This is a genomic window from Clavibacter sepedonicus (genome assembly GCF_000069225.1).
GTDB lineage: Bacteria > Actinomycetota > Actinomycetes > Actinomycetales > Microbacteriaceae > Clavibacter > Clavibacter sepedonicus.
The window spans coordinates 625,351-648,192 of the sequence record NC_010407.1 but is presented as its reverse complement, the minus strand read 5'-3'; the positions used below and the strand labels follow the sequence as shown (position 1 = coordinate 648,192).

The window sequence follows — 22,842 nt, the reverse complement described above, 5'->3', positions numbered from 1 at the left end:
CTCGCCCACTGTATCGCCCGGCTGCCGCCACCCCTCGGCGGCGGATCCCCCGGTCAGGAGCCGGCGGGCACCAGCACGGCCACGCTCTCGACGTGGTGGGTGTGCGGGAAGAGGTCGTACGACCGCACCGAGCGGAGCTCGTAGCCGCGCTCGGCGAACAGCGCCACGTCGCGGGCCAGCGCGACGGGATCGCACGCCACGTAGACGACCTGCGCCGGGTGCAGCTCGGCGAGCGCGTCGACGACGGGCTTCTTCGCCCCCGCGCGCGGCGGGTCGAGCACGACGGTCGCGCCCTGGAGGCGACGGCGCTCGGCGGGGGTCGCCTCGCGTGCCAGCTGCTGCAGGTAGCGGTCGACGCGCGACGTGAGGGACGCGGCGCCCACCCACTCCGCCAGGTTGTCGCCGGCGAACTCGGTGGCGACCTCGTCGCTCTCGACGCTCGTGATCCGCGTGGTGTCGCCGAACCGGTCTCCCACGGCGGCGGCCAGCAGCCCGACTCCCCCGTAGAGGTCGAGGTTGGCGGCGCGCGGATCGAAGAGGGCCTCGTCGATGGACGACTGGACGGCGTCGTAGAGCGTCTCGGCCGCCCGGCGGTGCACCTGCCAGAAGCCGCCGGCCTCGAGCTTGAACTCGCGGTCGCGGACGCGCTCGGTGATGGTGTCGCGGCGCTGCGCCTTGCCGTCGATGAGGAGCATGCGGACGTGGCCGTCCGAGGGCGCGACGAGGTCGATGCCCTCGACGCCGGGGAAGCGCTGGCCGAAGGGCGCCGCGCCGTTGACGCCGGCGGTGGCGAGCGGCAGCGACTGCACGGGGATCACGCGGTGCGAGCGCGACGCGTACGGGCCGACCGTGCCGTCGTCGGCCACGTGCAGGCTGACGCGCGTGCGCCAGCCGAGCCCGTCGGACTCGTCGTCGCCGGGGAGCGCCTGCACCCGGACGTCGTGGTCGACGTGCGCCATGCGGGAGAGCGAGTCGACGACGACCTGGCGCTTGAGCTCGCGCTGGTGGGAGAGGCGGATGTGGCCGAGCTCGGCGCCGCCGACGCGGTCCTCGGGGGCGCGGTCGACGGAGGCCTCGGCCCACACGTGCGGTCGGCGGTGCGGCGACGCGTCGAGCACCTCGACCGTGTCGGCGCGCCAGAACGACTTCTTGGAGTCCTCGGTGATGCGCGCGCGCACCCGCTCGCCGGGGATCGCGTCCGAGACGAAGATCACCCGACCGTCGTGCCTGGCGACGGAGACCCCTCCGTGCGCCATGTTCGTCACGTCCACCTCGACCTCGCGGCCCACCTGCTCACCCATCCCGCAACCCTGACACACACGGAGGCGGCACGGACACACGGGGCGTGCGGCCGGGGGCCCGGATCCGCGTGCCACCATGTCCCCGTGACCACGCGCCTCCACCTCGCCTCCACCTCCCCCGCCCGCCTGGCCCTGCTGCGATCCGCCGGCATCGAGCCCGTCGTGCTGCCCTCCGACGTCGACGAGCCCGCGGCGGTCGCGGCCACCGAGGCGCAGCGGGGACCGCTCGGACCGGAGGACATGGTGCAGCTGCTCGCGCGCTCCAAGGCGGAGGCGGTCGTCGGGCAGCTCGTCGCCGGCGCGCCCCTCACCGGCCTCGTGCTCGGCGGCGACTCCGCCTTCGAGATCGACGGCGTCGTGCACGGCAAGCCGCACACGGTCGCGCGCGCCACGGAGCGCTGGCGGGCGCAGCGCGGCCGCGAGGGGCGGCTGCACTCCGGGCACTGGCTGATCGAGGTGGCCGAGGGCCGCATCGTGCGCGGCATCGGGCGCGCGGCCGTCGCGGACGTGCGCTTCCGCGCCGACATCACCGACGCGGAGATCGACGCCTACGTCGCGACGGGCGAGCCGCTGCTGGTCGCCGGGTCGTTCACCATCGACAGCCTGGGCGCCGCCTTCATCGAGCGGATCCAGGGCGACCCGAGCACGGTCGTCGGCCTGTCGCTGCCCACCCTCCGCGGGCTCGTGCGCGAGCTCGGCACGGAATGGACGGACCTCTGGAACCGGCAGGGCGCCGTGGAGGCGCGCCTCGTCTGACGCCCGGGCGTCAGCCCATCCCGAGGACCTCGATGCGGTCGGCGAGGTAGGCGGCCAGCGGCCGGGTCTCGTGCGCGTTCGGCCCCCACTGCACGCGGAGCTCGCGGCCACGGAGGGACAGGGGCCCGGATCCCGCGGCGAGCGACTCCGCGTCGAGCGCGATGGGCTCCCAGTCGTAGTCGACCGCGTCGCCCTCCTCGAAGGCGCGGACGGCCTGGCGCCTGGCCTCCTTGCGCGCCTCGACGCCGGAGTCGAGGCCCTGGGATCGCGTGGGCTCCACGGCGCGCGTGATGCTGCCGGTGCGGCGGAGGGATCCGTCGGCGGAGAGCAGGAGGACGCCGAGCCGCCAGGCCCGGCCGACCGGCACCATGGCCGGCTGCCGCTTGATGGGCCCGAAGGACCGCTTGACGCGCACCTCCGCGAGCGCCTCGTCGGGCGACCGTCGCGCCCGCAGCTCGCCGACCGTCGCCCGCAGCAGCTCTTGGAGGTCGGCCGCGGCGGCTCGCGCGTCGTCGTCGCCGGTGCCGGATGCGGTCATGCGTCGATCATGCCAGGGGCGCGCGGGGACCGGCCGGTTGTGGGCACGCGTACCCGTCGGCCCCGCATGTTTGTGCGCACCCTCCGAAGCCGGGCACATCCCAGACCCTAGGCTGGGGTCCCATGACGCGTGTGAACAAGGTCCTCATCGCCAACCGGGGCGAGATCGCCGTCCGCATCATCCGGGCGGCGAGGGATGCGGGGATCGGATCGGTCGCCGTCTACGCCGACCAGGACCGCGACGCCCTGCACGTGACGCTCGCCGACGAGGCGTACGCCCTCGACGGGCAGTCGAGCGCGGACACGTACCTCGTCATCGCGAAGCTCCTCTCCATCGCCCGCCGCTCCGGCGCGGACGCCGTCCACCCGGGCTACGGGTTCCTCGCCGAGAACGCCGACTTCGCGCAGCAGGTCATCGACGCCGGCCTCATCTGGATCGGCCCCTCGCCGAGCGCCATCCAGCAGCTCGGCGACAAGACCACGGCCCGCCACGTGGCCGAGCGCGTCGGAGCGCCCCTCGCGCCCGGCACGCTCAACCCGGTGTCGGGCGCCGACGAGGTGCTCGACTTCGTCGACGTGCACGGCCTGCCGGTCGCCATCAAGGCGGCGTTCGGCGGCGGCGGCCGCGGCCTCAAGGTCGCCCGCACGCGCGAGGAGGTGCCGGAGCTGTTCGAGTCCGCCACCCGCGAGGCCGTCGCCGCGTTCGGCCGCGGCGAGTGCTTCGTCGAGAAGTACCTCGACCGCCCCCGCCACGTCGAGACCCAGTGCCTCGCCGACTCTGCCGGCACCGTCGTCGTCATCTCCACGCGCGACTGCTCGCTCCAGCGCCGCCACCAGAAGCTCGTGGAGGAGGCGCCCGCGCCCTTCCTCACCGACGAGCAGAACGCCCAGCTCTACGCCGCGTCCAAGGCGATCCTCCGCGAGGTCGGGTACATCGGCGCCGGCACGTGCGAGTTCCTCGTCGCGCAGGACGGCACCATCTCCTTCCTCGAGGTCAACACGCGCCTCCAGGTGGAGCACCCGGTCTCCGAGGAGGTCACGGGCATCGACCTCGTGCGCGAGCAGTTCCGCATCGCCGCGGGCGGCCTCATCGACTACGACGACCCGGCCCCGCGCGGCCACTCGTTCGAGTTCCGAATCAACGGCGAGGACCCGGGCCGCGGCTTCTTCCCCGCGCCCGGCCCGGTGCACGTGTTCCAGGCGCCGGGCGGCCCCGGCGTCCGGGTCGACTCCGGCGTCCGCGCGGGCGACGTGGTCTCCGGCGCGTTCGACTCGCTGCTCGCGAAGCTCATCGTCACGGGATCCAGCCGCGAGGACGCCCTCGAGCGCTCGCGCCGCGCCCTCGACGAGTTCGAGGTGCAGGGCCTGCCCACCGTGCTCCCCTTCCACCGCGCGATCGTGCGCGACGCGGCCTTCGCCCCCGCCGACGGTGCGCCCTTCTCCGTCTACACGCGCTGGATCGAGACCGAGTTCGACAACACCATCGAGCCCTGGTCGGGCGCCCTCGAGGACGCCGCCGAGGCGCCCGCACGGCACACGGTCGTGGTCGAGGTCGGCGGCAAGCGCATCGAGGTCAGCCTCCCGGAGGACCTCGCTCCGGCGGCCGGCGCCTCGGCGTCGCGTCGCGCGTCGGCGGCCCCCGCCCGCCGCAAGCAGTCCGGCTCAGTCGACACCTCGGGCGGCGGATCCGTCACCTCGCCCATGCAGGCCACCGTGGTCAAGCTCGCCGTCGAGGAGGGCCAGCAGGTCGTCAAGGGCGACCTGCTCGTGGTCCTCGAGGCGATGAAGATGGAGCAGCCGCTCACGGCGCACCGCGACGGCACCGTCACGGGCCTCCAGGCCCAGGTCGGCGAGACCGTGCCCTCGGGGCACCGCCTCCTCGACATCGTCTGACCCCGCGCACCACGCGACGACGGCCGGTCCCCGCGGGGCCGGCCGTCGTCGCGTGCGGGCCGCACGGGGCGGCCGGAGGGTCAGAGGACGATGTGCATGGCGCGCGCCGCGTCGGAGATGCTGCCCGACAGCGACGGGTACACCGTGAACGCGCGCGCGACGTCGTCGACCGTGAGCCGGTGCTCGACCGCGAGCGCCAGCGGGAAGATCAGCTCGGAGGCCTTGGGCGCCACGATGACGCCGCCGATGACCGTGCCCGAGCCCGTGCGCGCGAACAGCTTCACGAAGCCGTCCTTCACGTTCTGCATCTTCGCGCGAGGGTTCGAGGCGAGCGGCAGCTTGTAGATGTCGCCCTGCGCGAGCCCCTCCTCGATCTGCTTCTGCGACCAGCCGAGGGTCGCGATCTCGGGCTGCGTGAAGATGTTCGACGTCACGTTGCGGAGCTCCGTGGGACTGACCGCGTCGCCCATCGCGTGGTACACCGCGGTGCGGCCCTGCATCGACGCGACGGACGCGAGCGGCAGGAACGTCGTGCAGTCGCCCGCGGCGTAGACGCTCGGCACCGAGGTGCGCGCGACGCGGTTCACGCGGATGTGGCCGGAGTCGCTCATCTGCACGCCCGCCTCCTCGAGGCCGATCCCCGCGGTGTTCGGCACGGATCCGACCGCCATGAGGCAGTGGCTGCCCTCGACGACCCGGCCGTCGCTGAGGGTCGCGACCACGCCGTCGCCCTGGCGGACGACCGACTCGGCGCGGGACTTCGACAGCACCGTCATGCCGTTGCGCGTGAAGACGTCCTCGATCACGCGGGCGGCGTCGGCGTCCTCGCCCGGCAGCACCTGGTCACGGGAGGAGATGAGCGTGACCTTGGCGCCGAGCGCCGTGTAGGCCGAGGCGAACTCGGCGCCCGTGACGCCGGATCCCACGACGATGAGGTGCTCGGGCACGCAGTCCATCGTGTAGAGCTGCGTCCAGGTGAGGATCCGCTCCCCGTCGGGCTTGGCGGTGTCGAGGATGCGGGGGCTCGCGCCCGTGGAGATGACCGTGGTGTCCGCGTCGATCTCGTCGAAGTCGGTGCCCCGGCCGCCGCCGCGGCCGGTGGAGACGATGATGCGGTTGGGCCCGTCGAGCCGCCCCTCGCCCTGCACGATGCGGACGCCCGCGCGGATGAGGCTCGACTTCATGTCCTCGGACTGCTGGCGCGCGAGCCGCAGCAGGCGGTTGTTGACGGCCTGCAGGTTGACGGCAACCTCGGGGCGCACGGGCCGGCGGGTCTGCTCGCCGCGGGAGAAGAACTGCACGCCGAGGTCGGCGGCCTCGCCGATCGCGTTGGTGGCCTCCGCGGTGGCGATGAGGGTCTTGGAGGGGACGACGTCGGTCATCACGGCCGAGCCGCCGACGCCCACGCGCTCCACCAGCGTCACCTCCGCGCCGAGCTGCGCTCCGGCGATGGCGGCCTCGTAGCCGCCGGGACCCCCTCCGAGGACGGCGATCCGCTGGTTGGCCTCGAACTCGTATCCCATGCGCACATCATCCCGCAGGCCCCCGCCCCGCGCGAACCCGCCCGCCGTCGTGGCCCGGGTCGCGCGGGCGCGCGCATTTAGGATCGGGGCATGACCTACAGCAACCCCCTCGAGTCGCCCGACGCGGACCCCCAGGAGATCGCGCGGCAGGCCGCCCGGCAGATCGCCGAGCTGACCGGCGTCGAGCGCCACGACATCGCCCTCACGCTCGGCAGCGGATGGGGGAAGGCGGCGGATCTCATCGGCGAGACCACCGCCACCATCCCGGCCACCGAGGTCGTCGGCTTCTCGAAGCCCGCCCTGGAAGGCCACGTCGGATCGCTCCGCAGCGTGCTGCTCCCGTCCGGCCGCCGCGCCCTCGTCATCGGCGCGCGCACCCACTACTACGAGGGCCACGGCGTCCGCCGGGTCGTGCACAGCGTGCGCACCGCGGCGGCGACCGGCGCGACCACGATGATCCTCACCAACGGCGCGGGCGGCATCAAGGAGCACTGGACGCCCGGCACACCCGTCCTCATCAGCGACCACATCAACCTCACCGCCGACTCGCCACTCGAGGGCGCGACCTTCATCGACCTCACCGACCTCTACTCGGCGAGGCTCCTGGCGATCGCCCACGAGGTCGAGCCCGACCTCGACGAGGGCGTGTACTGCCAGTTCCGCGGACCCCACTACGAGACGCCGGCCGAGGTGCGGATGGCGAAGGCGATCGGCGGCCACATCGTCGGCATGTCCACCGCGCTCGAGGCCATCGCCGCGCGCGAGGCCGGCATGGAGGTGCTCGGCATGTCGCTCATCACGAACCTCGCGGCGGGGATCCAGAAGACGCCCCTCAGCCACGAGGAGGTCATCGAGGCCGGCCGCGCCGCCGAGGGGCGCATCGGCGGGATGCTCGCCCGCATCGTGGGCGCCCTGTGAGCCGCGAGGAGACCGCGGCGCTGGTCGCCGCCGCGCGCGCCTGGCAGGCGCAGGACCCGGATCCCGTCACGCGCGCCGAGGTCGACGAGCTGCTCGCCCTCGTCGAGGGCACCGCTGCCGGGGCATCCGCGGCAGACCGCGAGCAGGCGGCCGCCGGGATCCGCGACCGCTTCCAGACGCGCCTCCAGTTCGGCACCGCCGGGCTCCGCGGCGAGCTGGGCGCGGGTCCCAACCGGATGAACCGCGTGCTCGTCTCGCAGGCCGCCGCCGGCTTCGCCGACTACCTGCGCAGCCGCAGCCCGCGCCCGAGCATCGTCATCGGGTACGACGGGCGACACAACTCCAGGGTCTTCGCGGAGGACACCGCGCGCATCATGGCCGGAGCAGGCGTCCGCACGGTCCTGCTCCCTCGGGCACTCCCCACGCCCGTGCTCGCGTACGCGGTGAAGCACCTCGCCGTGAGCGCCGGCGTCATGGTCACGGCGTCGCACAACCCCGCGCGCGACAACGGCTACAAGGTCTACCTCGGGGACGAGGACCACGGCGCGCAGATCGTCAGCCCGGCCGACCGCGACATCGCGGCCTTCATCCACAAGGCCGCAGGCGAGCGCACCGTGCAGCAGCTGCCGGTGGCGGACGACTTCGAGATCGCGCCCGAGACGCTCATCGACTCCTACGTGCGGGAGACGGCTGACCTGTTCGCGGCTCCGCTCGCCCCCCTGACCTGGGTCTACACACCGCTGCACGGCGTCGGGTGGGAGACCGCGGCGCGCGTGTTCGACGCGGTCGGCGTCGACGCGCCCATCGTCGTCGCCGCCCAGGCGGATCCGGACCCCGACTTCCCCACGGTCGACTTCCCGAACCCCGAGGAGCCGGGCGCGCTCGACCTCGCGTTCGAGGCCGCCGTTCGGTCCGACGCCGAGCTCATCATCGCCAACGACCCGGACGCCGACCGCCTCGCGGTCGCCATCGCCGACGAGCACGGCGCCTGGCGCCGCCTCTCGGGCAACGAGGTCGGCATGCTGCTCGGCCTGGGCATCGCCGAGCGCTACATCGAGGAGGGCAAGACGGGCACGTTCGCCTCGTCGCTGGTGTCCTCGCCCGCGCTCGAGGTCGTCGCGCGCGAGCTCGGCTTCGGCTACCGCGAGACGCTCACGGGCTTCAAGTGGATCAGCCGCGTGCCGGACCTCGTCTACGGCTACGAGGAGGCCCTCGGCTATCTCGTCGCGCCCTGGATCACGAGCGACAAGGACGGGATCTCCGCCGCCGTCGCCGTGCTCCACGGCGTGATGCTGCTGAAGTCGCGCGGGCAGACCATCGACGACTACGACCGCGGGTTCGCCGAGCGGTTCGGCTCGTTCGCGAGCGACCAGATCTCGGTGCGCGTCACGGACCTCGCGGTCATCCCGCGCATCATGGCGAAGCTCCGGCAGTCGCCGCCGACCTCCATCGGATCCCGGCGCGTCGAGCGCATGGACGACCTCGCCGAGGGGACCGCCGACCTCCCGCCGAGCGACGTGCTCCGGTTCCACCTGGGCGACGGCGCGCGGCTCATCGTGCGGCCGAGCGGCACGGAGCCGAAGATCAAGGTGTACCTCGACGCGCAGAGCACCGAGGGCACCGTGGCCGAGCGCCGCGACGCCGCGCGCGCCATCGTCGCCGACATGGCGCAGGCCGTGCCGCTGCTCCTCGAGGTCTAGCCGACGGGATCCGCGGGCCGCCAGCCGGCCCGCGGCGTCCGAGCGGCCGCCACTGGTAGCGGCACTATCAGTGCGCTACCCTCGCCGCATCCGCATCACCGAGCTGGCCGAGGCCACGGGCGTGGCCCCCGCGACCGTCAAGTACTACGTCCGCGAGGGCCTGCTCCCCGCGGGCACGCGCGTGAGCGACAACCGCACCGACTACGACGACGAGCACGCGCGCCGCGTCCGGCTGATCCGCGCCCTCATCGACGTAGGACGGCTGCCCGTCGCCCGCGCGCGGGAGGTGCTGGCCGTGCTCGACGACGACGGCCGTCGCGTGCAGGAGGTCTTCACCGTGGCGCAGGACGCGCTGACGCCCGGTCCGGCCACCGCGGATGCGCCGCCCGCCGACGCCCTCGCCCGCGTCGACGCCGCCACCGCGGACGCCGGCTGGTGCGTCCTCGAGGGGCACGCCGGCCGCACGCAGGCGGCGCGCGCCGTCGACGCGTTCGCGCGCTCGGGCCACCCCCTCGGCGACGACTACCTCGCGCGCTACGCGGAAGCCGCATCGATCCAGGCCGAGGCCGACCTCGCGGCGGTGCGGGGCCGCCCCGACCGCACGGCCATGGCGGAGCTCATGGTGGTCGGCACGGTGCTGGGCGACCAGCTGGCGGCGGGGCTGCGGCGGATCTCGCAGGCGACGGTCTCCATGACCGCGCAGGCCGCGGCGGGCGGCGCATCGTGATCCGGCGGGCCTTCGGCTGGCACCGCCCGCTCATGGCGGTCGCGGCGCTCATGGTCGTGGTCGCGGCGGCGTGCCTCGTGGGCGGCCTGGTCGGCCACCGCGTCGTGACGGGCGCGCCCGTCTGGGACAAGCCCGCCAAGTTCTCGCTGTCGATCCTCGTCTACGCGGTCTCCTGGGCCTGGCTGATCGCGCGCCTCCCCCGCTTCCGGCGCACGGCCCATCGGCTCGGCACGGTCGTGGCCGTCGCGCTCGTCGTGGAGCAGGCGGTGATCGTGGGCGCGGCGGCGGCTGGGACGACGAGCCACTTCAACGTCTCGACGCCGCTCGCGACGGCGCTGTGGGCTGTGATGGCCGCGTCGGTCACCGTGCTCTACCTCTGCACGTTCGTCACGAGCCTCACCGTGCTGCGGCTCCGGCTCCCCGACAAGGCGCTCACCCTCGGGATCCGCGCGGGGGCCCTCATCGCGCTCGTCGGCATCGGGCTCGCCTACCTGATGACGTCGCCGACCGCGGCTCAGCTCGCCGACTTCCACGGCGTGGTCGGCGCGCACGCGGTCGGCTCGGCCGACGGCGGACCCGGGATCCCCGTGCTCGGCTGGAGCACGACCGCGGGCGACCTGCGGATCCCGCACTTCGTCGGCATGCACGCGCTGCAGCTGCTGCCCGTCGCCGCCCTCCTCGTCGGCGCGGCGGGCCGCCGAATCCCCGCGCTCGCACCCGACCGCGTGCGCGTGCGGCTCACGGCGATCGCGGCGGTCGCGTACCTGGCGGTGATCGCGATCGTCACCGTGCAGGCGCTCCGCGGCGAGCCCGTCACGGAACCCTCCCCCATGATCGCGACGGCCGCCGTCGCGGTGGCGGCGGCATCCCTCGTCGCGGCCGTCGCGGTGGTGCTGCGCGGCGGCGGGCGGCCGGCGACCACCGCTCCGAACACGGATCACCCCCACGAGCCGCACGGGCACGGCGCGGATGCACCGGCGCCGACCGCTCAGCCGAGCGCGGCGTCGAGCTTGGCCGAGATCTCCTCGAGGTCGAAGTAGTTCTCGATCACGACGACGTCGGCGTACGTGGGCCCGAGCCGGTCCACGAGCTCCGGGGACGTGAGGATCACCTGCGCGTCCTCGCCGAGGGAGGCGACGCTCGCGAGGTCGGCCGCGGTCACGTCCGCCTCGATGCCGAGGCGCGCGAGCGCCCGCTCGGCGTTGACCTTGAGGATGCCGGACGTGCCGATCCCCACGCCGCAGATCGCGACGACCTTCATGCGCCCTCCTCGCCGGCCATGATGCGCCGGACCTCGTCGACGGTGGTGGCGGCGCGCAGCCGCGGGATGGCGGTGGCGTCGTTGAAGATGTTGGCCATGTCGGCGACCGAGGAGACGTGCCGGTCGACCGTGGTGACCGCGAGGCCGACGATGACGTCGACGGGATCGTTGTGCGCGTGCCCGAACGCCACCGGATCCGTGAGGGTGACGACCGCGAGGCCGTCCGCGAGCGTCTCCGGCCCCGGCCGGGCGTGCGCGAGCGCGAGACCCGGGGCGATGACGACGTAGGCGCCGAACTCCTCGACCACGCGGATCATCGCGTCCCCGTACTCCGGGGTGGCCGCGCCCGAGCGGACGAGCGCGTCGCCCACGAGGCGCACGGCGGCACGCCAGTCGGCGGCCTCGGCACCGAGGGTGACGGCGTCGTCCGGGAGCGGTGGGAGCACGGGGTGCGGTCTCTCTGTCGAAGCGAGCGGATGGATCGTGGGGACGCGAGGCCGTGGCGGGCCGGCGCTAGATGTACTCGGCCGTGACGTTGGTGACACTTCGGGGCGTGTGAAGAGGCCTCCTGGCTTGATGGAGCTGTTCAGTTCAACCATCGCCAGGAGGCCTCGATGTCCCACGGTAATGCTCGTCTGACGGTTCACGGGAGGGTTCTCCTCGTGCGGCGGGTGGTGGAGGATCGTCGGCCGGTCGCGCACGTCGCGCGGGAGCTGGGGGTGTCGCGGCAGTGCGCGCATCGATGGGTGAACCGGTTCCGTGCCGAGGGGCTGCGAGGGCTGACGGATCGGTCATCGCGGCCCCGGTCAGTACCGAGGCGAACGAGCCCGGAGCGGGAACGGGCCGTGCTGGAAGCGCGGGCCCAGTTGCGGGCGGGTCCTGCGCGGCTGGCGCCGGTGACAGGTGTTCCATCCCGTACGATCTCCCGCATCCTGCGCCGGCACGGGGCGCCGCCGTTGGCATGGTTGGACCCCGTCACCGGGGCCGTGATCCGGGCATCCCGGTCAACGGCGCACCGGTATGAGCACGAGCATCCGGGTGATCTGATCCACGTGGACGTGAAGAAGCTCGGGAGGATCCCGGACGGAGGCGGCTGGCGGGTCCACGGGCGCAGCGAGCAGGTCCGCGGCCGCGGGATCGGGTTCGATTACGTCCATGCCGCGGTCGATGACCACACCCGTCTCGCCTACGCGGAGATCCATCCCGATGAGAAAGGCGCGACCGCGGCCGGGTTCCTGACCCGCGCAGCGGCGTACTTCGCCGGGCGCGGGATCACCCGGATCGAGCGGGTCATCACGGACAACGCGTTCGCCTACCGGCACTCGACCGCGTTCAAGAACGCCGTCCAGGACCTGGGCGCGCGGCAGAAGTTCATCCGCCCGCACTGCCCCTGGCAGAACGGCAAGGTCGAGCGCTTCAACCGGACCCTCGCGACCGAGTGGGCCTACCGGCAACCCTTCACCAGCAACCAACACCGCGCCGACGCGCTTGACCCCTTCATCGAGCACTACAACACTGAACGAATCCACTCAAGCCACGGGCTCACGCCCGCGGCCCGAGTGTCACCAACGTCATGACCCAGTACAGCTAGAGCGCCAGCGCGCCGATGGCCTCGCCGTACTGCGTCTCGCCGATGACCTCGAAGCCGACGTGGGTGAAGAACTCCTCGGGGCCGTCCTCACCGGGTTCCCACACGACGGTGAGCCGGTCGAAGCCGCGCGAGCGCGCCTCGTCCGCGAGCGCGAGGACCGCGAACCGGCCGACGCCGTGGCCCTGCGCGTCGGCGTCGACGTTGATGCGCCAGATGCAGCTGCGGAAGATCTCCTCGTGGGCCTCGGGATCGAAGTTGCCCATGATGAAGCCGACGACCTCGCCGTCCTCCATGACCACCCTCGGCCACGCGGTGGTGGGGTTGACGTAGGCCTCGGCGATGGAGTGTGACACGGGGGCGACGAAGGCCTCCTGCCCCGGCTTGAGCGTCAGCGTGTTGGCCGCCACGATCGTCCGGGCGCTCAGCTCTTCGAGTGTCATGTCGCTCATGGCCACAGGGTATCGGGCGGGCCTCCGTCGGACCAGGTGCCGCGGGCCGCGCGCCGGGGCGGCGTCGGGAGCGCGGAGCGGGGCCGGACCCGCCGATGTCTCGATGTCGAGAGACAGGGGCCGCCGGGTAGGCTGGCCCACGGATCCACCGGCGACGAGCCGGACCCGGCGCGCGCCGACGGAGACGCGCACGGAGGCGACCGACGAGCATGAGGAGGACTTCGTGGAGAAGATCAAGGTAGAGGGGACCGTCGTCGAGCTCGACGGCGACGAGATGACGCGCATCATCTGGCAGTCCATCAAGGACACGCTCATCCACCCGTACCTCGACATCGACCTCGAGTACTACGACCTGGGCATCGAGAAGCGCGACGAGACCGACGACCAGATCACGATCGACGCGGCGAACGCCATCAAGAAGCACGGCGTCGGCGTCAAGTGCGCCACGATCACGCCCGACGAGGCGCGCGTCGAGGAGTTCGGCCTGAAGAAGATGTGGCGCTCGCCGAACGGCACCATCCGCAACATCCTGGGCGGCACGATCTTCCGCGAGCCCATCATCATCAGCAACATCCCGCGCCTCGTGCCCGGCTGGAACAAGCCGATCATCGTCGGCCGCCACGCGTTCGGCGACCAGTACCGCGCCACCGACTTCCGCTTCGAGGGCGAGGGCACGCTCACGATGACCTTCACGCCCAAGGACGGCTCCGAGCCGCAGCAGTTCGAGGTGTTCCAGAGCCCCGGATCCGGCGTCGCGATGGGCATGTACAACCTCGACGACTCGATCCGCGACTTCGCGCGCGCCTCGCTGTCCTACGGCCTCGCCCGCAACTACCCGGTCTACCTCTCCACCAAGAACACGATCCTCAAGGCCTACGACGGCCGCTTCAAGGACCTGTTCCAGGAGGTCTTCGAGGCCGAGTACGCGGAGCAGTTCGCCGCTGCGGGCCTCACCTACGAGCACCGCCTCATCGACGACATGGTCGCCGCCTCGCTCAAGTGGGAGGGCGGCTACGTCTGGGCCTGCAAGAACTACGACGGCGACGTCCAGTCCGACACCGTCGCGCAGGGCTTCGGCTCGCTCGGCCTCATGACCAGCGTGCTCACCACGCCCGACGGCAAGGTCGTCGAGGCGGAGGCCGCGCACGGGACCGTCACGCGCCACTACCGCCAGCACCAGCAGGGCAAGCCCACCTCGACGAACCCCATCGCGTCGATCTACGCCTGGACCCGGGGCCTCGCGCACCGCGCCAAGCTCGACGGCAACGACGCGCTGAAGACGTTCGCGGACACCCTCGAGGACGTCGTCATCACGACGGTCGAGAGCGGCAAGATGACGAAGGACCTCGCGCTCCTCGTCGGCCCGGATCAGCCGTACCAGACGACCGAGGAGTTCCTCGCGTCGCTGGCGGAGAACCTGCAGACGCGCCTGGCCTGATCCCGCGGGCGTCGATCCGACGCCGCCGCACGCCGGAGGGCCCCGCCCCCGTTCCGGGGCGGGGCTCTCGCATGCTCCCGTGAGCCTCACGTGTGCAGGGGGCCGACGCGCGCCGTCGGTTCCTCCCTACGGTTCTCCCCATCGCGTCGACGACGCGACTCCGCGACGGGGGCTCACGCGCACCGCGCGTCTCGGGCTCCGCGGATCCACGAGCCGGTCGATGCCGGCGACAGGGGGGAACAGCCATGCCCATCCATCGAGACCCGCTCATGCCGGACCGGAGGCGGCGCCTGCGCGCGGGCCGTCCGCTCGCGGCCTGCGCCCTCGCGTTCGCGCTCGTCGCGGCCGGCACCACGACGGCCAGCGCGGCCGACACTCCGACCGCGGCCGTCCCCGTCGGCGCCGGGGACGGCAACTACCTCGTGACACTGCGGGATCAGCCCGCCTCCGCGTACGACGGCACCCTCGACGGGCTGGCCCCCACGCGGGTCGAGCCGGGCGCGCGGCTCGACGCGCAGTCGGACGCCGTGCAGCGCTACTCCGACCACCTCACCCAGCGTCAGGACTCGGCCGCGGACGCGGCGGGCGTCACGCCGACCAACCGGTACTCCCTCACCGTGAACGGCTTCTCGGCCAAGCTGACGGCTGCGCAGGTCCAGGAGCTCAGCCACGATCGCGACGTGCTGAGCGTGGAGCCCGACCAGGCCCTCCACACCACGTCCACGCCGGATTCGCGCTTCCTCGGGCTCGAGGGCGACCACGGCCTCTGGTCGAAGGCGGGCGGAGTCGACGCGGCCGGCAAGGGCACGGTGATCGGCGTCCTCGACACCGGCATCGCCCCGGACAACCCCTCCTTCGCGGGGAAGCCGCTCGGCTCCACGCCCGGGGCGGATCCGTACCTCGACGGATCCCGCATCGACTTCCGCAAGGGCGACGGCACCGTCTTCCACGGGACGTGCCAGACGGGCGACGGGTTCACCGCCGACGACTGCTCCACCAAGATCGTGGGCGCGCGCGCCTTCGAGGCCGGCTGGGCCGCGACGGGAAGCCCGATCGGGCCGCAGGAGAAGGTCTCCCCGCTCGACACCGCTGGACACGGGAGCCACACCACGAGCACGGCCGCGGGCGACGCGGGCGTGACGGCGACCACGGGCGCGGTCCAGGAAGCCATCGCCGGCATCGCCCCCGCGGCGAGGATCGCGGCCTACAAGGTGTGCTGGAGCGGGCCCGACCCGGAGGTGGAGACCGACGACGGCTGCGCGACGTCGGACATCGTCGCCGGGATCGAGCAGGCCACGTCCGACGGCGTCGACGTGATCAACATGTCGCTCGGTGGCGCGGGGAAGGCGGAGGACACGTTCCAGCGCGCCCTGCTCGGCGCCGCGGACGCCGGCATCTTCGTCGCGGCGGCAGGCGGCAACAGCGGCCCCGATGCCGGGACGGTCTCGAACACGGAGCCGTGGATCACCACCGTCGCGGCCAGCAGCGTCCCGGACAACTACTCCGGGACGGTCACTCTCGGCGACGGCGCGAGCTTCAGCGGCGCGTCCGTGACCGTGGGATCGACCGTGTCGGGCCCGCTCGTGCGCGCGGCGGATTCCGGGGTGGCGGGAGCCGCGTCCCCCGAGCTGTGCGGGGACGGGACGCTGGATCCGGACAAGGTGCGCGGCCGCATCGTGCAGTGCGACCGCGGTGTGTCGGCCCGCATCGACAAGAGCGCCGAGGTGGAGCGCGCGGGTGGCATCGGCATGGTCCTCACGAACGTGAAGCCGGACTCCGAGGACCTCGACGCGCACTCCGTCCCGACGGTGCACCTCGATGTCGACTCCCGGCAGACGATCGTCGACTACGCGGCGAAGGCCGGTGCCACGGCGACCCTCACGAACGGCAACACGACGGGCGTCACCCGACCCGCGCCCCAGGTCGCGGGCTTCAGCTCCCGTGGTGCTGCGGAGGCGGTCGACGGCGGCGACACCATCAAGCCCGACATCACTGCTCCGGGCGTGGGGATCCTCGCCGCGGTCAGCGACAAGGGCGGTAAGCCCGACTTCGCCGCGGATTCGGGAACGTCCATGGCCTCGCCGCACATCGCCGGATTCGCACTCGTCTACCTCGGCGTCCACCCGAAGGCGTCGCCGGCCGAGGTCAAGTCGGCGCTCATGACGACCGCGACCGACACGGTCGATGCGAAGGGCGAGCCCGCCACGGATCCGTTCGCCCAGGGAGCGGGGCAGATCGCGCCGGACCGGTTCCTGCAGCCCGGCCTCTTCTACCCCAGCGGCGCGAAGGACTGGGCCGCCTACGCCGCAGCCACGGGCCTCGAATTGCCGAACCCGGTGGCGCCGGTGGCCCCGTCCCAGCTGAACCTGCCGAGCATCGGCGTGGGGAAGCTCCTCGGATCCACGACCGTCACGCGCACCGTGACGTCGCTGACCGCGGGCACGTGGACGGCGTCCGTGCAGGGCGTGCCCCAGGCTGACGTGAAGGTCACGCCCGCGCGCCTGACGTTCACGGCTCCGGGCCAGACGAAGTCCTTCCAGGTGCGCATCACCGCGAAGCGCGGTGCGCCGTCCGACGCGTGGTCGACCGGTTCGCTCACGTGGACCGGATCCGCCGGCACCGTCCGCAGCCCCATCGCGGTGCGGCCCACCGCGGTCGTCGCCCCGGCCTCTGTCGACGGCACCGGCACGAGCGGGAAGGTCGACGTGTCGGTCGACGCGGGCATCACCGGCCGGATCCCGCTCACGACCGCCGGGGCCGCGCGCGGCGAGCTGCTGAGCGACGGAGACTCCGGCCACCCCGGCCACTCCGGCAGCGTCACCGCCACCGACGCCGACGGGGCCGAGATCACGGTGAAGGCGGGTGAGGAGGCGCTGGTCCTCGACGTGGCACCGGTCGACGGGGCATCCGACTTCCTGCTGGCGCTCGAGAAGGTGGGCAAGGACGATGACGACCGGAAGCTCATCAGCCTGCAGCAGACGTCCTCGCTGTCGGAGCGCATCGTCGTGCCGGCGCCGGAGGCAGGCAAGTACATCGTCACCGTGCAGGCGTCGACGCTCGCCGGCTCGGCGACGAGCGTCGGCTACGACCTCACGCGGTACGACGTGCAGGGCACGGGCGGGGAGGGATCCTTCCAGGTCTCGCCGGCCCAGCTCCCCGTCACCGCGGGGAAGAAGGCCACGTACACGGCCTCCTGGTCGGGTCTCGCGGCCGGCAACTCGTACGTCGGGCTCGTGAGCTACGGCGGGACCGCCGCGACCACGATCGTGGACGTCTCCACTCCCGCGGCCTCCGCGGCTCCCACCGCGACCACGGCTCCCGCCATCACCGGCACGCCGGACGTCGGGCGGACGCTCACGGCGTCGACGGGCGCGTGGGCGCCGCAGGGCGTGACGCTCGCCACGCAGTGGCTGTCGAACGGCACGCCGATCGCCGGGGCGACGGGATCCACGTTCCGCGTGACCTCCGCGGTGGCGGGCACGGCGCTCGCCGTCCGGGTGACGGCCACTGCATCCGACGGGCAGACGGGCGTCGCCACGAGCCCGACCGTCACGGCACGTGACGCGGCGACGGTGCACCTGCAGGCGACGCGACCGCGGGGCACGGCGAGCGGCACCGTGCACGTGCAGGTGTCGGTGACGTCGGCCGCGAAGCAGGCGGCCACCGGGGTGGTGCGGGTGACCGTGGACGGCGCGGAGCACGATGTGCCCCTCGACGGCTCCGGCACGGGCTGCGCGGACATCACGGGCGTCGCCCCGGGCACCCGCACGGTGCAGGCCTCCTACGTGGGCGACAACCTCGTCGGCGGGGGCACGAGCCGCGCGCAGAGGATCCTCGTACGCTGATCGTCGCGCGAGGCGAGCGGAGGGCGGGTTCCGGACGGCACCCGCCCTCCGTCGTGCGTGCGGCACGTGCTCCCTATACGGGAGGGGGCGGTGGAGCCTGGAAGGCGGCCGTGCGGCAGGTGATGGCGCCGCGGGGTCGGCGGTGCTCGGTCGGGTCCGGATCGCCGTCACTGCGGGACTCGTACCGCCAGCGGCAACTGTTACACGGCGGTAACAACCGACCGGTCTCAGGGCGAATACCCGGGGTATGTTGAGGATTCGCGCGTGTCGCAAGGGGTGCGCGCGGACCACTCGTACCCATTCGAAGGACGTGTTCGTGATCCCACGCTCTCCCCGGCTCCGCCCGGAGTCCGACCGCGCACCATCCCTGCGCAGGGCGACGGCCTCCGTCGCCGCCACCGCCCTCGTCGCCGCCGGCCTCGTCACGTTCGGAGCAGCAGGGGCCATGGCGGCCCCGGCCCCGACCGTCGCGACGCCCGCATCGGCGCTCGAGGACGGCCGCTACATCGTGACCCTCGCGGACGACGCCGCCGCGACCTACCGGGGCGGCGTCGACGGGCTCCCCGCGACCGAGGCCCGCTCGGGCGCCCAGCTCGACGCGAAGGCCGGCCCGGTCGTCGCGTACACCGACTACCTCGAGGATCGGCAGGAGGATGTGGCCGCCAGCGTCGGCGCCGACATCGAGTACTCCTACTCCCTCACGGTCAACGGCTTCTCCGCCGACCTCACGGCCGAGCAGGCGTCGAAGCTCTCCGGCGACCGGGCGGTCGCCTCCGTCGAGCCCGAACGGCTCTACCACCCCACGTCCACCCCCGCGGCCGACTTCCTCGGGCTCACGGGCCCCGACGGCGTGTGGGCGAAGACGGGCGGCCAGGAGGAGGCGGGCGAGGGCGCCGTCATCGGCGTCATCGACACGGGCATCGCGCCCGAGAACCCCGCCTTCGTGGGCGAGCCGCTCGGCACGACCGCGGGCGCCGAGCCGTACCGCGACGGATCCGCGATCGCGTACGCCAAGGGCGACGGCACCACCTTCCGGGGCACGTGCCAGACCGGCGAGCAGTTCACGGCGGCCGACTGCTCCACGAAGATCGTGGGCGCGCGCTACTACGTGACGGGCTTCGGCCAGGAGAACATCGGCACCGCGGCGACGGGCGAGTACGACTCCCCGCGCGACGGCGAGGGGCACGGATCGCACACCGCATCCACGGCCGCCGGCGAGGCCGGCGTGACGGCGACCATCGACGGCAAGGACCTCGGGGAGATCTCGGGTGTCGCGCCCGCCTCCAAGATCGCGGCCTACAAGGTCTGCTGGTCCGGTCCCGACCCGGCCGTGAAGACGGACGACGGCTGCGCGGGTGCCGACCTCATCGCCGCCATCGAGCAGGCGACGGCGGACGGCGTCGACGTCATCAACTACTCCATCGGCGGCGGCTCGGCGGCGACCACGTTCTCCGCGACCGACAGGGCGTTCCTCGGCGCGGCCAGCGCGGGCATCTTCGTCTCCGCCTCCGCGGGCAACTCCGGCCCCGGCGCCTCCACGCTCGACAACGCGTCGCCGTGGATCACCACGGTCGCCGCGAGCACGGTCGCGGGCAACTTCGAGGCCACCGCGAAGCTCGGCGACGGGCAGGCCTTCGCGGGCTCGTCCATCACGGTCACCGAGCCGGTCACGGGCGACTTCGTCACAGCGGCGTCCGTCGCCGTGGCCGGCGCCACCACGCCGGCCCTCTGCGGGCCCGGCGTGCTCGACCCCGCGAAGACCGCGGGGAAGATCGTCCTGTGCGAGCGCGGCACGATCGACCGGGTCGCGAAGTCGGCCGAGGTCGAGCGCGCGGGCGGCATCGGCATGGTGCTCGTCAACCCGACGCCGAACTCGATCGACGCCGACACGCACTCCGTGCCGACCGTCCACCTCGACGCGGACGTCTACGCGGCCGTCTCCGCCTACGCGGCGACGCCCGGCGCGACCGTCACGCTGGTGCCCGACAACACGACGGGCGTCTCCGCCCCGACGCCCCAGGTCGCGGGCTTCAGCTCGCGCGGCCCGGTGCTCGCGGACGGCAGCGACATCCTGAAGCCCGACGTCACGGCGCCCGGCGTCTCGATCATCGCGGCGACGAACAACGCCGAGGGCGAGGAGCCGACCCTCGCGCTCCTCTCCGGCACGTCGATGGCGGCCCCGCACGTCGCCAGCCTCGCGCTCCTGTACCTCGGCGAGCACCCGAAGGCGACGCCCGCCGAGATCAAGTCGGCGATGATGACCACCGCCTACGACACGCTGGACGAGGACGGCGGCAAGGTCACGGATCCCTTCACCCAGGGCGCCGGCCACGTCGACGCGCGCCGGTACCTCGACCCGGGCCTGCTGTACCTGAACGACCGCGCCGACTGGCTCGCGTACCTCGCGGCCACCGGGTACGCCTCGGGCATCGACCCGGTCGACCCGTCGGAGCTCAACCTGGCGAGCATCGCCATCGGCGCCCTCACGGGCTCCGAGACCGTGACGCGCGAGGTCACCTCCACGCGCGCCGGCACCTACACGGCGAGCGTGCAGGGCCTCGCGGGCGTCAGCGCCGAGGTGACCCCGAAGACGCTCGAGTTCACGGAGGCGGGCCAGACGAAGTCGTACGAGGTGTCGTTCACGCGCACCACGGCGGACATCGACGCGTACGCCACCGGATCCCTCACCTGGACGGACGGCGGCACCACGGTGCGCAGCCCGATCGCGGTGAACCCGGTCTCCATCGCCGCGCCGGACGAGGTGCAGGGGAAGGGGATCAGGGGATCCGTCGACGTGACGGTCACGCCCGGCACCACCGGGCCGATCGCGCTGACCGCGGAGGGCCTGACCGCCGGCCGCGTGTACGCCAACCCGGACGACGCGTCGCCGCCCATCTCGGGTACGGGGCCGGCGAAGGCGGAGCTGCAGTACGCGACCACCGTGCCCGCCGGCCAGATCGCGACCCGGATCGACCTCGACTCGGCCGACGACAAGGCGGACCTCGACCTCTCGGTGTTCCGCCTCGAGGGCGGGAAGCCGGTCGAGCAGTTCGACTCGGCGACCGAGTCCGCCGACGAGTCCGTGACCATCGAGACCCCGGAGGCCGGTGACTACGTCGTGGTCGTATCGGTCTTCTCGGTGCCCGCGGGGCAGAAGACGCAGGACTTCACCCTCACGCAGTTCGACCTGTCCGAGTCGACGGACGAGGGCGCCTTCACGGTGTCCCCGAACCCGCTCGACGCGGTGCAGAGCCGACCGGTCACCTACACGGCCTCGTGGAGCGGGCTCGCGCCTGAGACCGCCTACCTCGGTCGGGTCGCCTACTCCGGCACCGAGTCGTCGACGTACGTGCGCATCGAGTCGGGTGCGATCCCGGCGCCGACGGCGACCGCGCCGCCCGTGATCTCCGGCACGCCCGTCGCGGGCCAGACGCTCACGGCGACGCCCGGCACGTGGGACCAGGAGGGCCTCAAGTACTCGTACCAGTGGTACGCGGACGGCAAGGCGCTCGCCGGCCAGACGCGCGCGACCTACAAGGTCTCGCCGTCGGTCGCGGGCAAGTCGATCACGGTCGTCGTGACGGCGAAGCCGGCGACGGGACCCTCGGGGACCGCGACCAGCGAGGCCGTCGTGATCAAGCTGGCCAGCACCGTGACGGTGAGCGTCAAGCCGCCCGTGCTGACGAGCGCGCAGAAGGCCGTCGTCACGGTCAAGGTCGACAGCACCGCGAAGGCGGCACCCACGGGCACCGTCACGGTCAAGGTGGGGTCGGACTCGTACGAGGTCGCGCTGGATGCATCCGGCACCGGCCGCGTCGAGCTGCCGTCGTACGCGAAGGGCCGCTACGCGGTCACCGCGACGTACGCGGGCGACACGGCGAACGCGGCGAAGACCAGCGCGCCGAAGTACCTCTACGTGAGCCGCTGATCCGCGGCTGACCCGGAGTGACCGCCGAGGGGGCGGGTGCCGCGAGGCGCCCGCCCCCTCGTGGCGTGTCCGGCGCCGCCCGCGCCGCCCGTGCCGCCCGCGTCAGCGGAAGATGATCGTCCGCGCGCCGTCGAGCAGCACGCGGTGCTCCGCGAACCAGCGGACGGCCTGCGTGAGGGTGCGCGACTCCTCGTCCTGCCCGATGGCCATGAGCTCGCGGGCGCTGCGCGAGTGGTCGACCCGCACGACGTTCTGCTCCACGATCGGGCCCTCGTCGAGGTCGCTCGTGACGAAGTGCGCGGTCGCGCCGATGAGCTTCACGCCGCGCGCGTGCGCCTGCTTGTAGGGGTTCGCGCCCTTGAAGCCGGGGAGGAAGGAGTGGTGGATGTTGATGATCCGACCGCTGAGCCGGGCGCACAGCCCGGGGGAGAGGATCTGCATGTAGCGCGCGAGCACCACCAGCTCGATGTCGTGCTCCTCGACCGCGCGGATCACGCGCTCCTCGAACGCCTGCTTCGAGGCCTCGTCGGTGACGGGCACGTGCTCGAACGGCACGCCGTAGAAGCCCGCAAGGTCGGCGAGCTTCCCGTGGTTGCTGAGCACGAGCGGGATCTCGACGGGCAGCTGGCCCGCGCGCTGCCGAAACAGCAGGTCGTTGACGCAGTGCTCGGCGGTGGATCCCAGCACGAGCGTGCGCAGCGGCCGGCCCACCTCGTCGAGGTGCCAGGTCGCGTCGTACCGCTCGACCACGGCGGCCAGCACGTCGGCCAGCCGGTCGTCGTCGGCCGCGCTCTGGATCTGCAGGCGCATGAAGAACCGGCCCGTGTCGGCGCTCGAGAACTGCTGCGACTCGGTGATGTCGCCGCCCGCCTCGACGATCGCGCCCGCGATGGCGTGCACGATGCCCGGGCGGTCGTCGCAGGAGAAGACGAGGACGCGGTGCGGCGGTCGCGCGGGGGTGGCCTGATCGGTCAT

General features: G+C 73.0%; 17 protein-coding genes. 10 read left to right on the top strand and 7 right to left on the bottom strand.

Annotation, left to right across the window (positions count from 1 at the left end):
• Nucleotides 1-53 precede the first annotated feature (53 nt).
• A complete protein-coding gene (locus CMS_RS03060; RefSeq protein WP_041464348.1) occupies nucleotides 54-1,301 on the bottom strand; it encodes a class I SAM-dependent RNA methyltransferase in 1,248 nt (415 codons plus the stop codon).
• 84 nt (nucleotides 1,302-1,385) lie between these two features.
• Here CMS_RS03060 and CMS_RS03055 point away from each other — a divergent pair, with 84 nt between their 5' ends.
• A complete protein-coding gene (locus CMS_RS03055; protein WP_012298047.1) occupies nucleotides 1,386-2,057 on the top strand; it encodes a Maf family protein in 672 nt (223 codons plus the stop codon).
• Between the two features lie 10 nt (nucleotides 2,058-2,067).
• On the opposite strand, the gene CMS_RS03050 is transcribed toward CMS_RS03055, so the two are convergent.
• Nucleotides 2,068-2,595, bottom strand: a complete 528-nt coding sequence (locus CMS_RS03050; protein ID WP_012298046.1) for a hypothetical protein — start codon at nucleotides 2,593-2,595, stop codon at nucleotides 2,068-2,070.
• A 122-nt stretch (nucleotides 2,596-2,717) separates the two neighbouring features.
• On the opposite strand from CMS_RS03050, the gene CMS_RS03045 reads away from it, so the two are divergent.
• Entirely contained in the window at nucleotides 2,718-4,487 is a 1,770-nt protein-coding gene (locus CMS_RS03045) for an acetyl/propionyl/methylcrotonyl-CoA carboxylase subunit alpha (protein WP_012298045.1), read from the top strand.
• Nucleotides 4,488-4,567: 80 nt separating this feature from the next.
• Here CMS_RS03045 and CMS_RS03040 read toward each other — a convergent pair whose 3' ends face one another.
• The gene (locus CMS_RS03040; protein WP_041464347.1) at nucleotides 4,568-6,010 is read right to left on the bottom strand and encodes an NAD(P)H-quinone dehydrogenase; all 1,443 of its coding nucleotides are present in this window, start codon (nucleotides 6,008-6,010) and stop codon (nucleotides 4,568-4,570) included.
• 90 nt (nucleotides 6,011-6,100) lie between these two features.
• Between CMS_RS03040 and CMS_RS03035 the strand changes: the two genes are divergently transcribed.
• From CMS_RS03035 to CMS_RS03020, 4 genes are all read left to right on the top strand, one after another.
• The gene (locus CMS_RS03035; protein WP_012298043.1) at nucleotides 6,101-6,928 is read left to right on the top strand and encodes a purine-nucleoside phosphorylase; all 828 of its coding nucleotides are present in this window, start codon (nucleotides 6,101-6,103) and stop codon (nucleotides 6,926-6,928) included.
• On the top strand, nucleotides 6,925-8,628 hold the full coding sequence (locus CMS_RS03030) for a phospho-sugar mutase (RefSeq protein WP_012298042.1): 1,704 nt from the start codon (nucleotides 6,925-6,927) through the stop codon (nucleotides 8,626-8,628). Before CMS_RS03035 ends, CMS_RS03030 begins: the two co-directional genes overlap by 4 nt.
• Before the next feature lie 70 nt (nucleotides 8,629-8,698).
• On the top strand, nucleotides 8,699-9,355 hold the full coding sequence (locus CMS_RS03025; RefSeq protein ID WP_012298041.1) for a MerR family transcriptional regulator: 657 nt from the start codon (nucleotides 8,699-8,701) through the stop codon (nucleotides 9,353-9,355).
• Entirely contained in the window at nucleotides 9,352-10,395 is a 1,044-nt protein-coding gene (locus CMS_RS03020; protein WP_012298040.1) for a hypothetical protein, read from the top strand. The genes CMS_RS03025 and CMS_RS03020 overlap by 4 nt, the downstream gene beginning before the upstream one ends.
• Here CMS_RS03020 and CMS_RS03015 read toward each other — a convergent pair.
• Nucleotides 10,344-10,616 carry a PTS sugar transporter subunit IIB gene (locus tag CMS_RS03015; RefSeq protein WP_012298039.1) on the bottom strand — a complete coding sequence of 91 codons (273 nt, stop codon included), beginning with the start codon at nucleotides 10,614-10,616 and terminating at the stop codon, nucleotides 10,344-10,346. The genes CMS_RS03020 and CMS_RS03015 overlap by 52 nt on opposite strands.
• A complete protein-coding gene (locus CMS_RS03010) occupies nucleotides 10,613-11,062 on the bottom strand; it encodes a PTS sugar transporter subunit IIA (RefSeq protein WP_012298038.1) in 450 nt (149 codons plus the stop codon). The genes CMS_RS03015 and CMS_RS03010 overlap by 4 nt, the downstream gene beginning before the upstream one ends.
• Nucleotides 11,063-11,230: 168 nt before the next feature.
• Here CMS_RS03010 and CMS_RS16480 point away from each other — a divergent pair, with 168 nt between their 5' ends.
• The gene (locus CMS_RS16480) at nucleotides 11,231-12,193 is read left to right on the top strand and encodes an IS481-like element IS1121 family transposase (RefSeq protein ID WP_012296866.1); all 963 of its coding nucleotides are present in this window, start codon (nucleotides 11,231-11,233) and stop codon (nucleotides 12,191-12,193) included.
• 10 nt (nucleotides 12,194-12,203) lie between these two features.
• On the opposite strand, the gene CMS_RS03000 is transcribed toward CMS_RS16480, so the two are convergent.
• Entirely contained in the window at nucleotides 12,204-12,656 is a 453-nt protein-coding gene (locus CMS_RS03000) for a GNAT family N-acetyltransferase (protein WP_012298037.1), read from the bottom strand.
• A gap of 223 nt (nucleotides 12,657-12,879) precedes the next feature.
• Between CMS_RS03000 and CMS_RS02995 the strand changes: the two genes are divergently transcribed.
• The 3 genes from CMS_RS02995 to CMS_RS02985 all read left to right on the top strand — a co-directional run bounded on the left by CMS_RS02995 (nucleotide 12,880) and on the right by CMS_RS02985 (nucleotide 21,867).
• Nucleotides 12,880-14,094 carry an NADP-dependent isocitrate dehydrogenase gene (locus tag CMS_RS02995; protein ID WP_012298036.1) on the top strand — a complete coding sequence of 405 codons (1,215 nt, stop codon included), beginning with the start codon at nucleotides 12,880-12,882 and terminating at the stop codon, nucleotides 14,092-14,094.
• Between the two features lie 245 nt (nucleotides 14,095-14,339).
• Nucleotides 14,340-17,939, top strand: coding sequence for a S8 family serine peptidase (locus CMS_RS18130; protein WP_012298035.1), 3,600 nt, complete (start codon nucleotides 14,340-14,342; stop codon nucleotides 17,937-17,939).
• Between the two features lie 310 nt (nucleotides 17,940-18,249).
• Nucleotides 18,250-21,867 (top strand): S8 family serine peptidase, encoded by a 3,618-nt coding sequence (locus CMS_RS02985; protein WP_012298034.1) that lies wholly within the window; start codon nucleotides 18,250-18,252, stop codon nucleotides 21,865-21,867.
• Nucleotides 21,868-21,969: 102 nt separating this feature from the next.
• On the opposite strand, the gene purU is transcribed toward CMS_RS02985, so the two are convergent.
• Nucleotides 21,970-22,842 (bottom strand): formyltetrahydrofolate deformylase, encoded by an 873-nt coding sequence (purU, locus tag CMS_RS02980; protein ID WP_041464346.1) that lies wholly within the window; start codon nucleotides 22,840-22,842, stop codon nucleotides 21,970-21,972.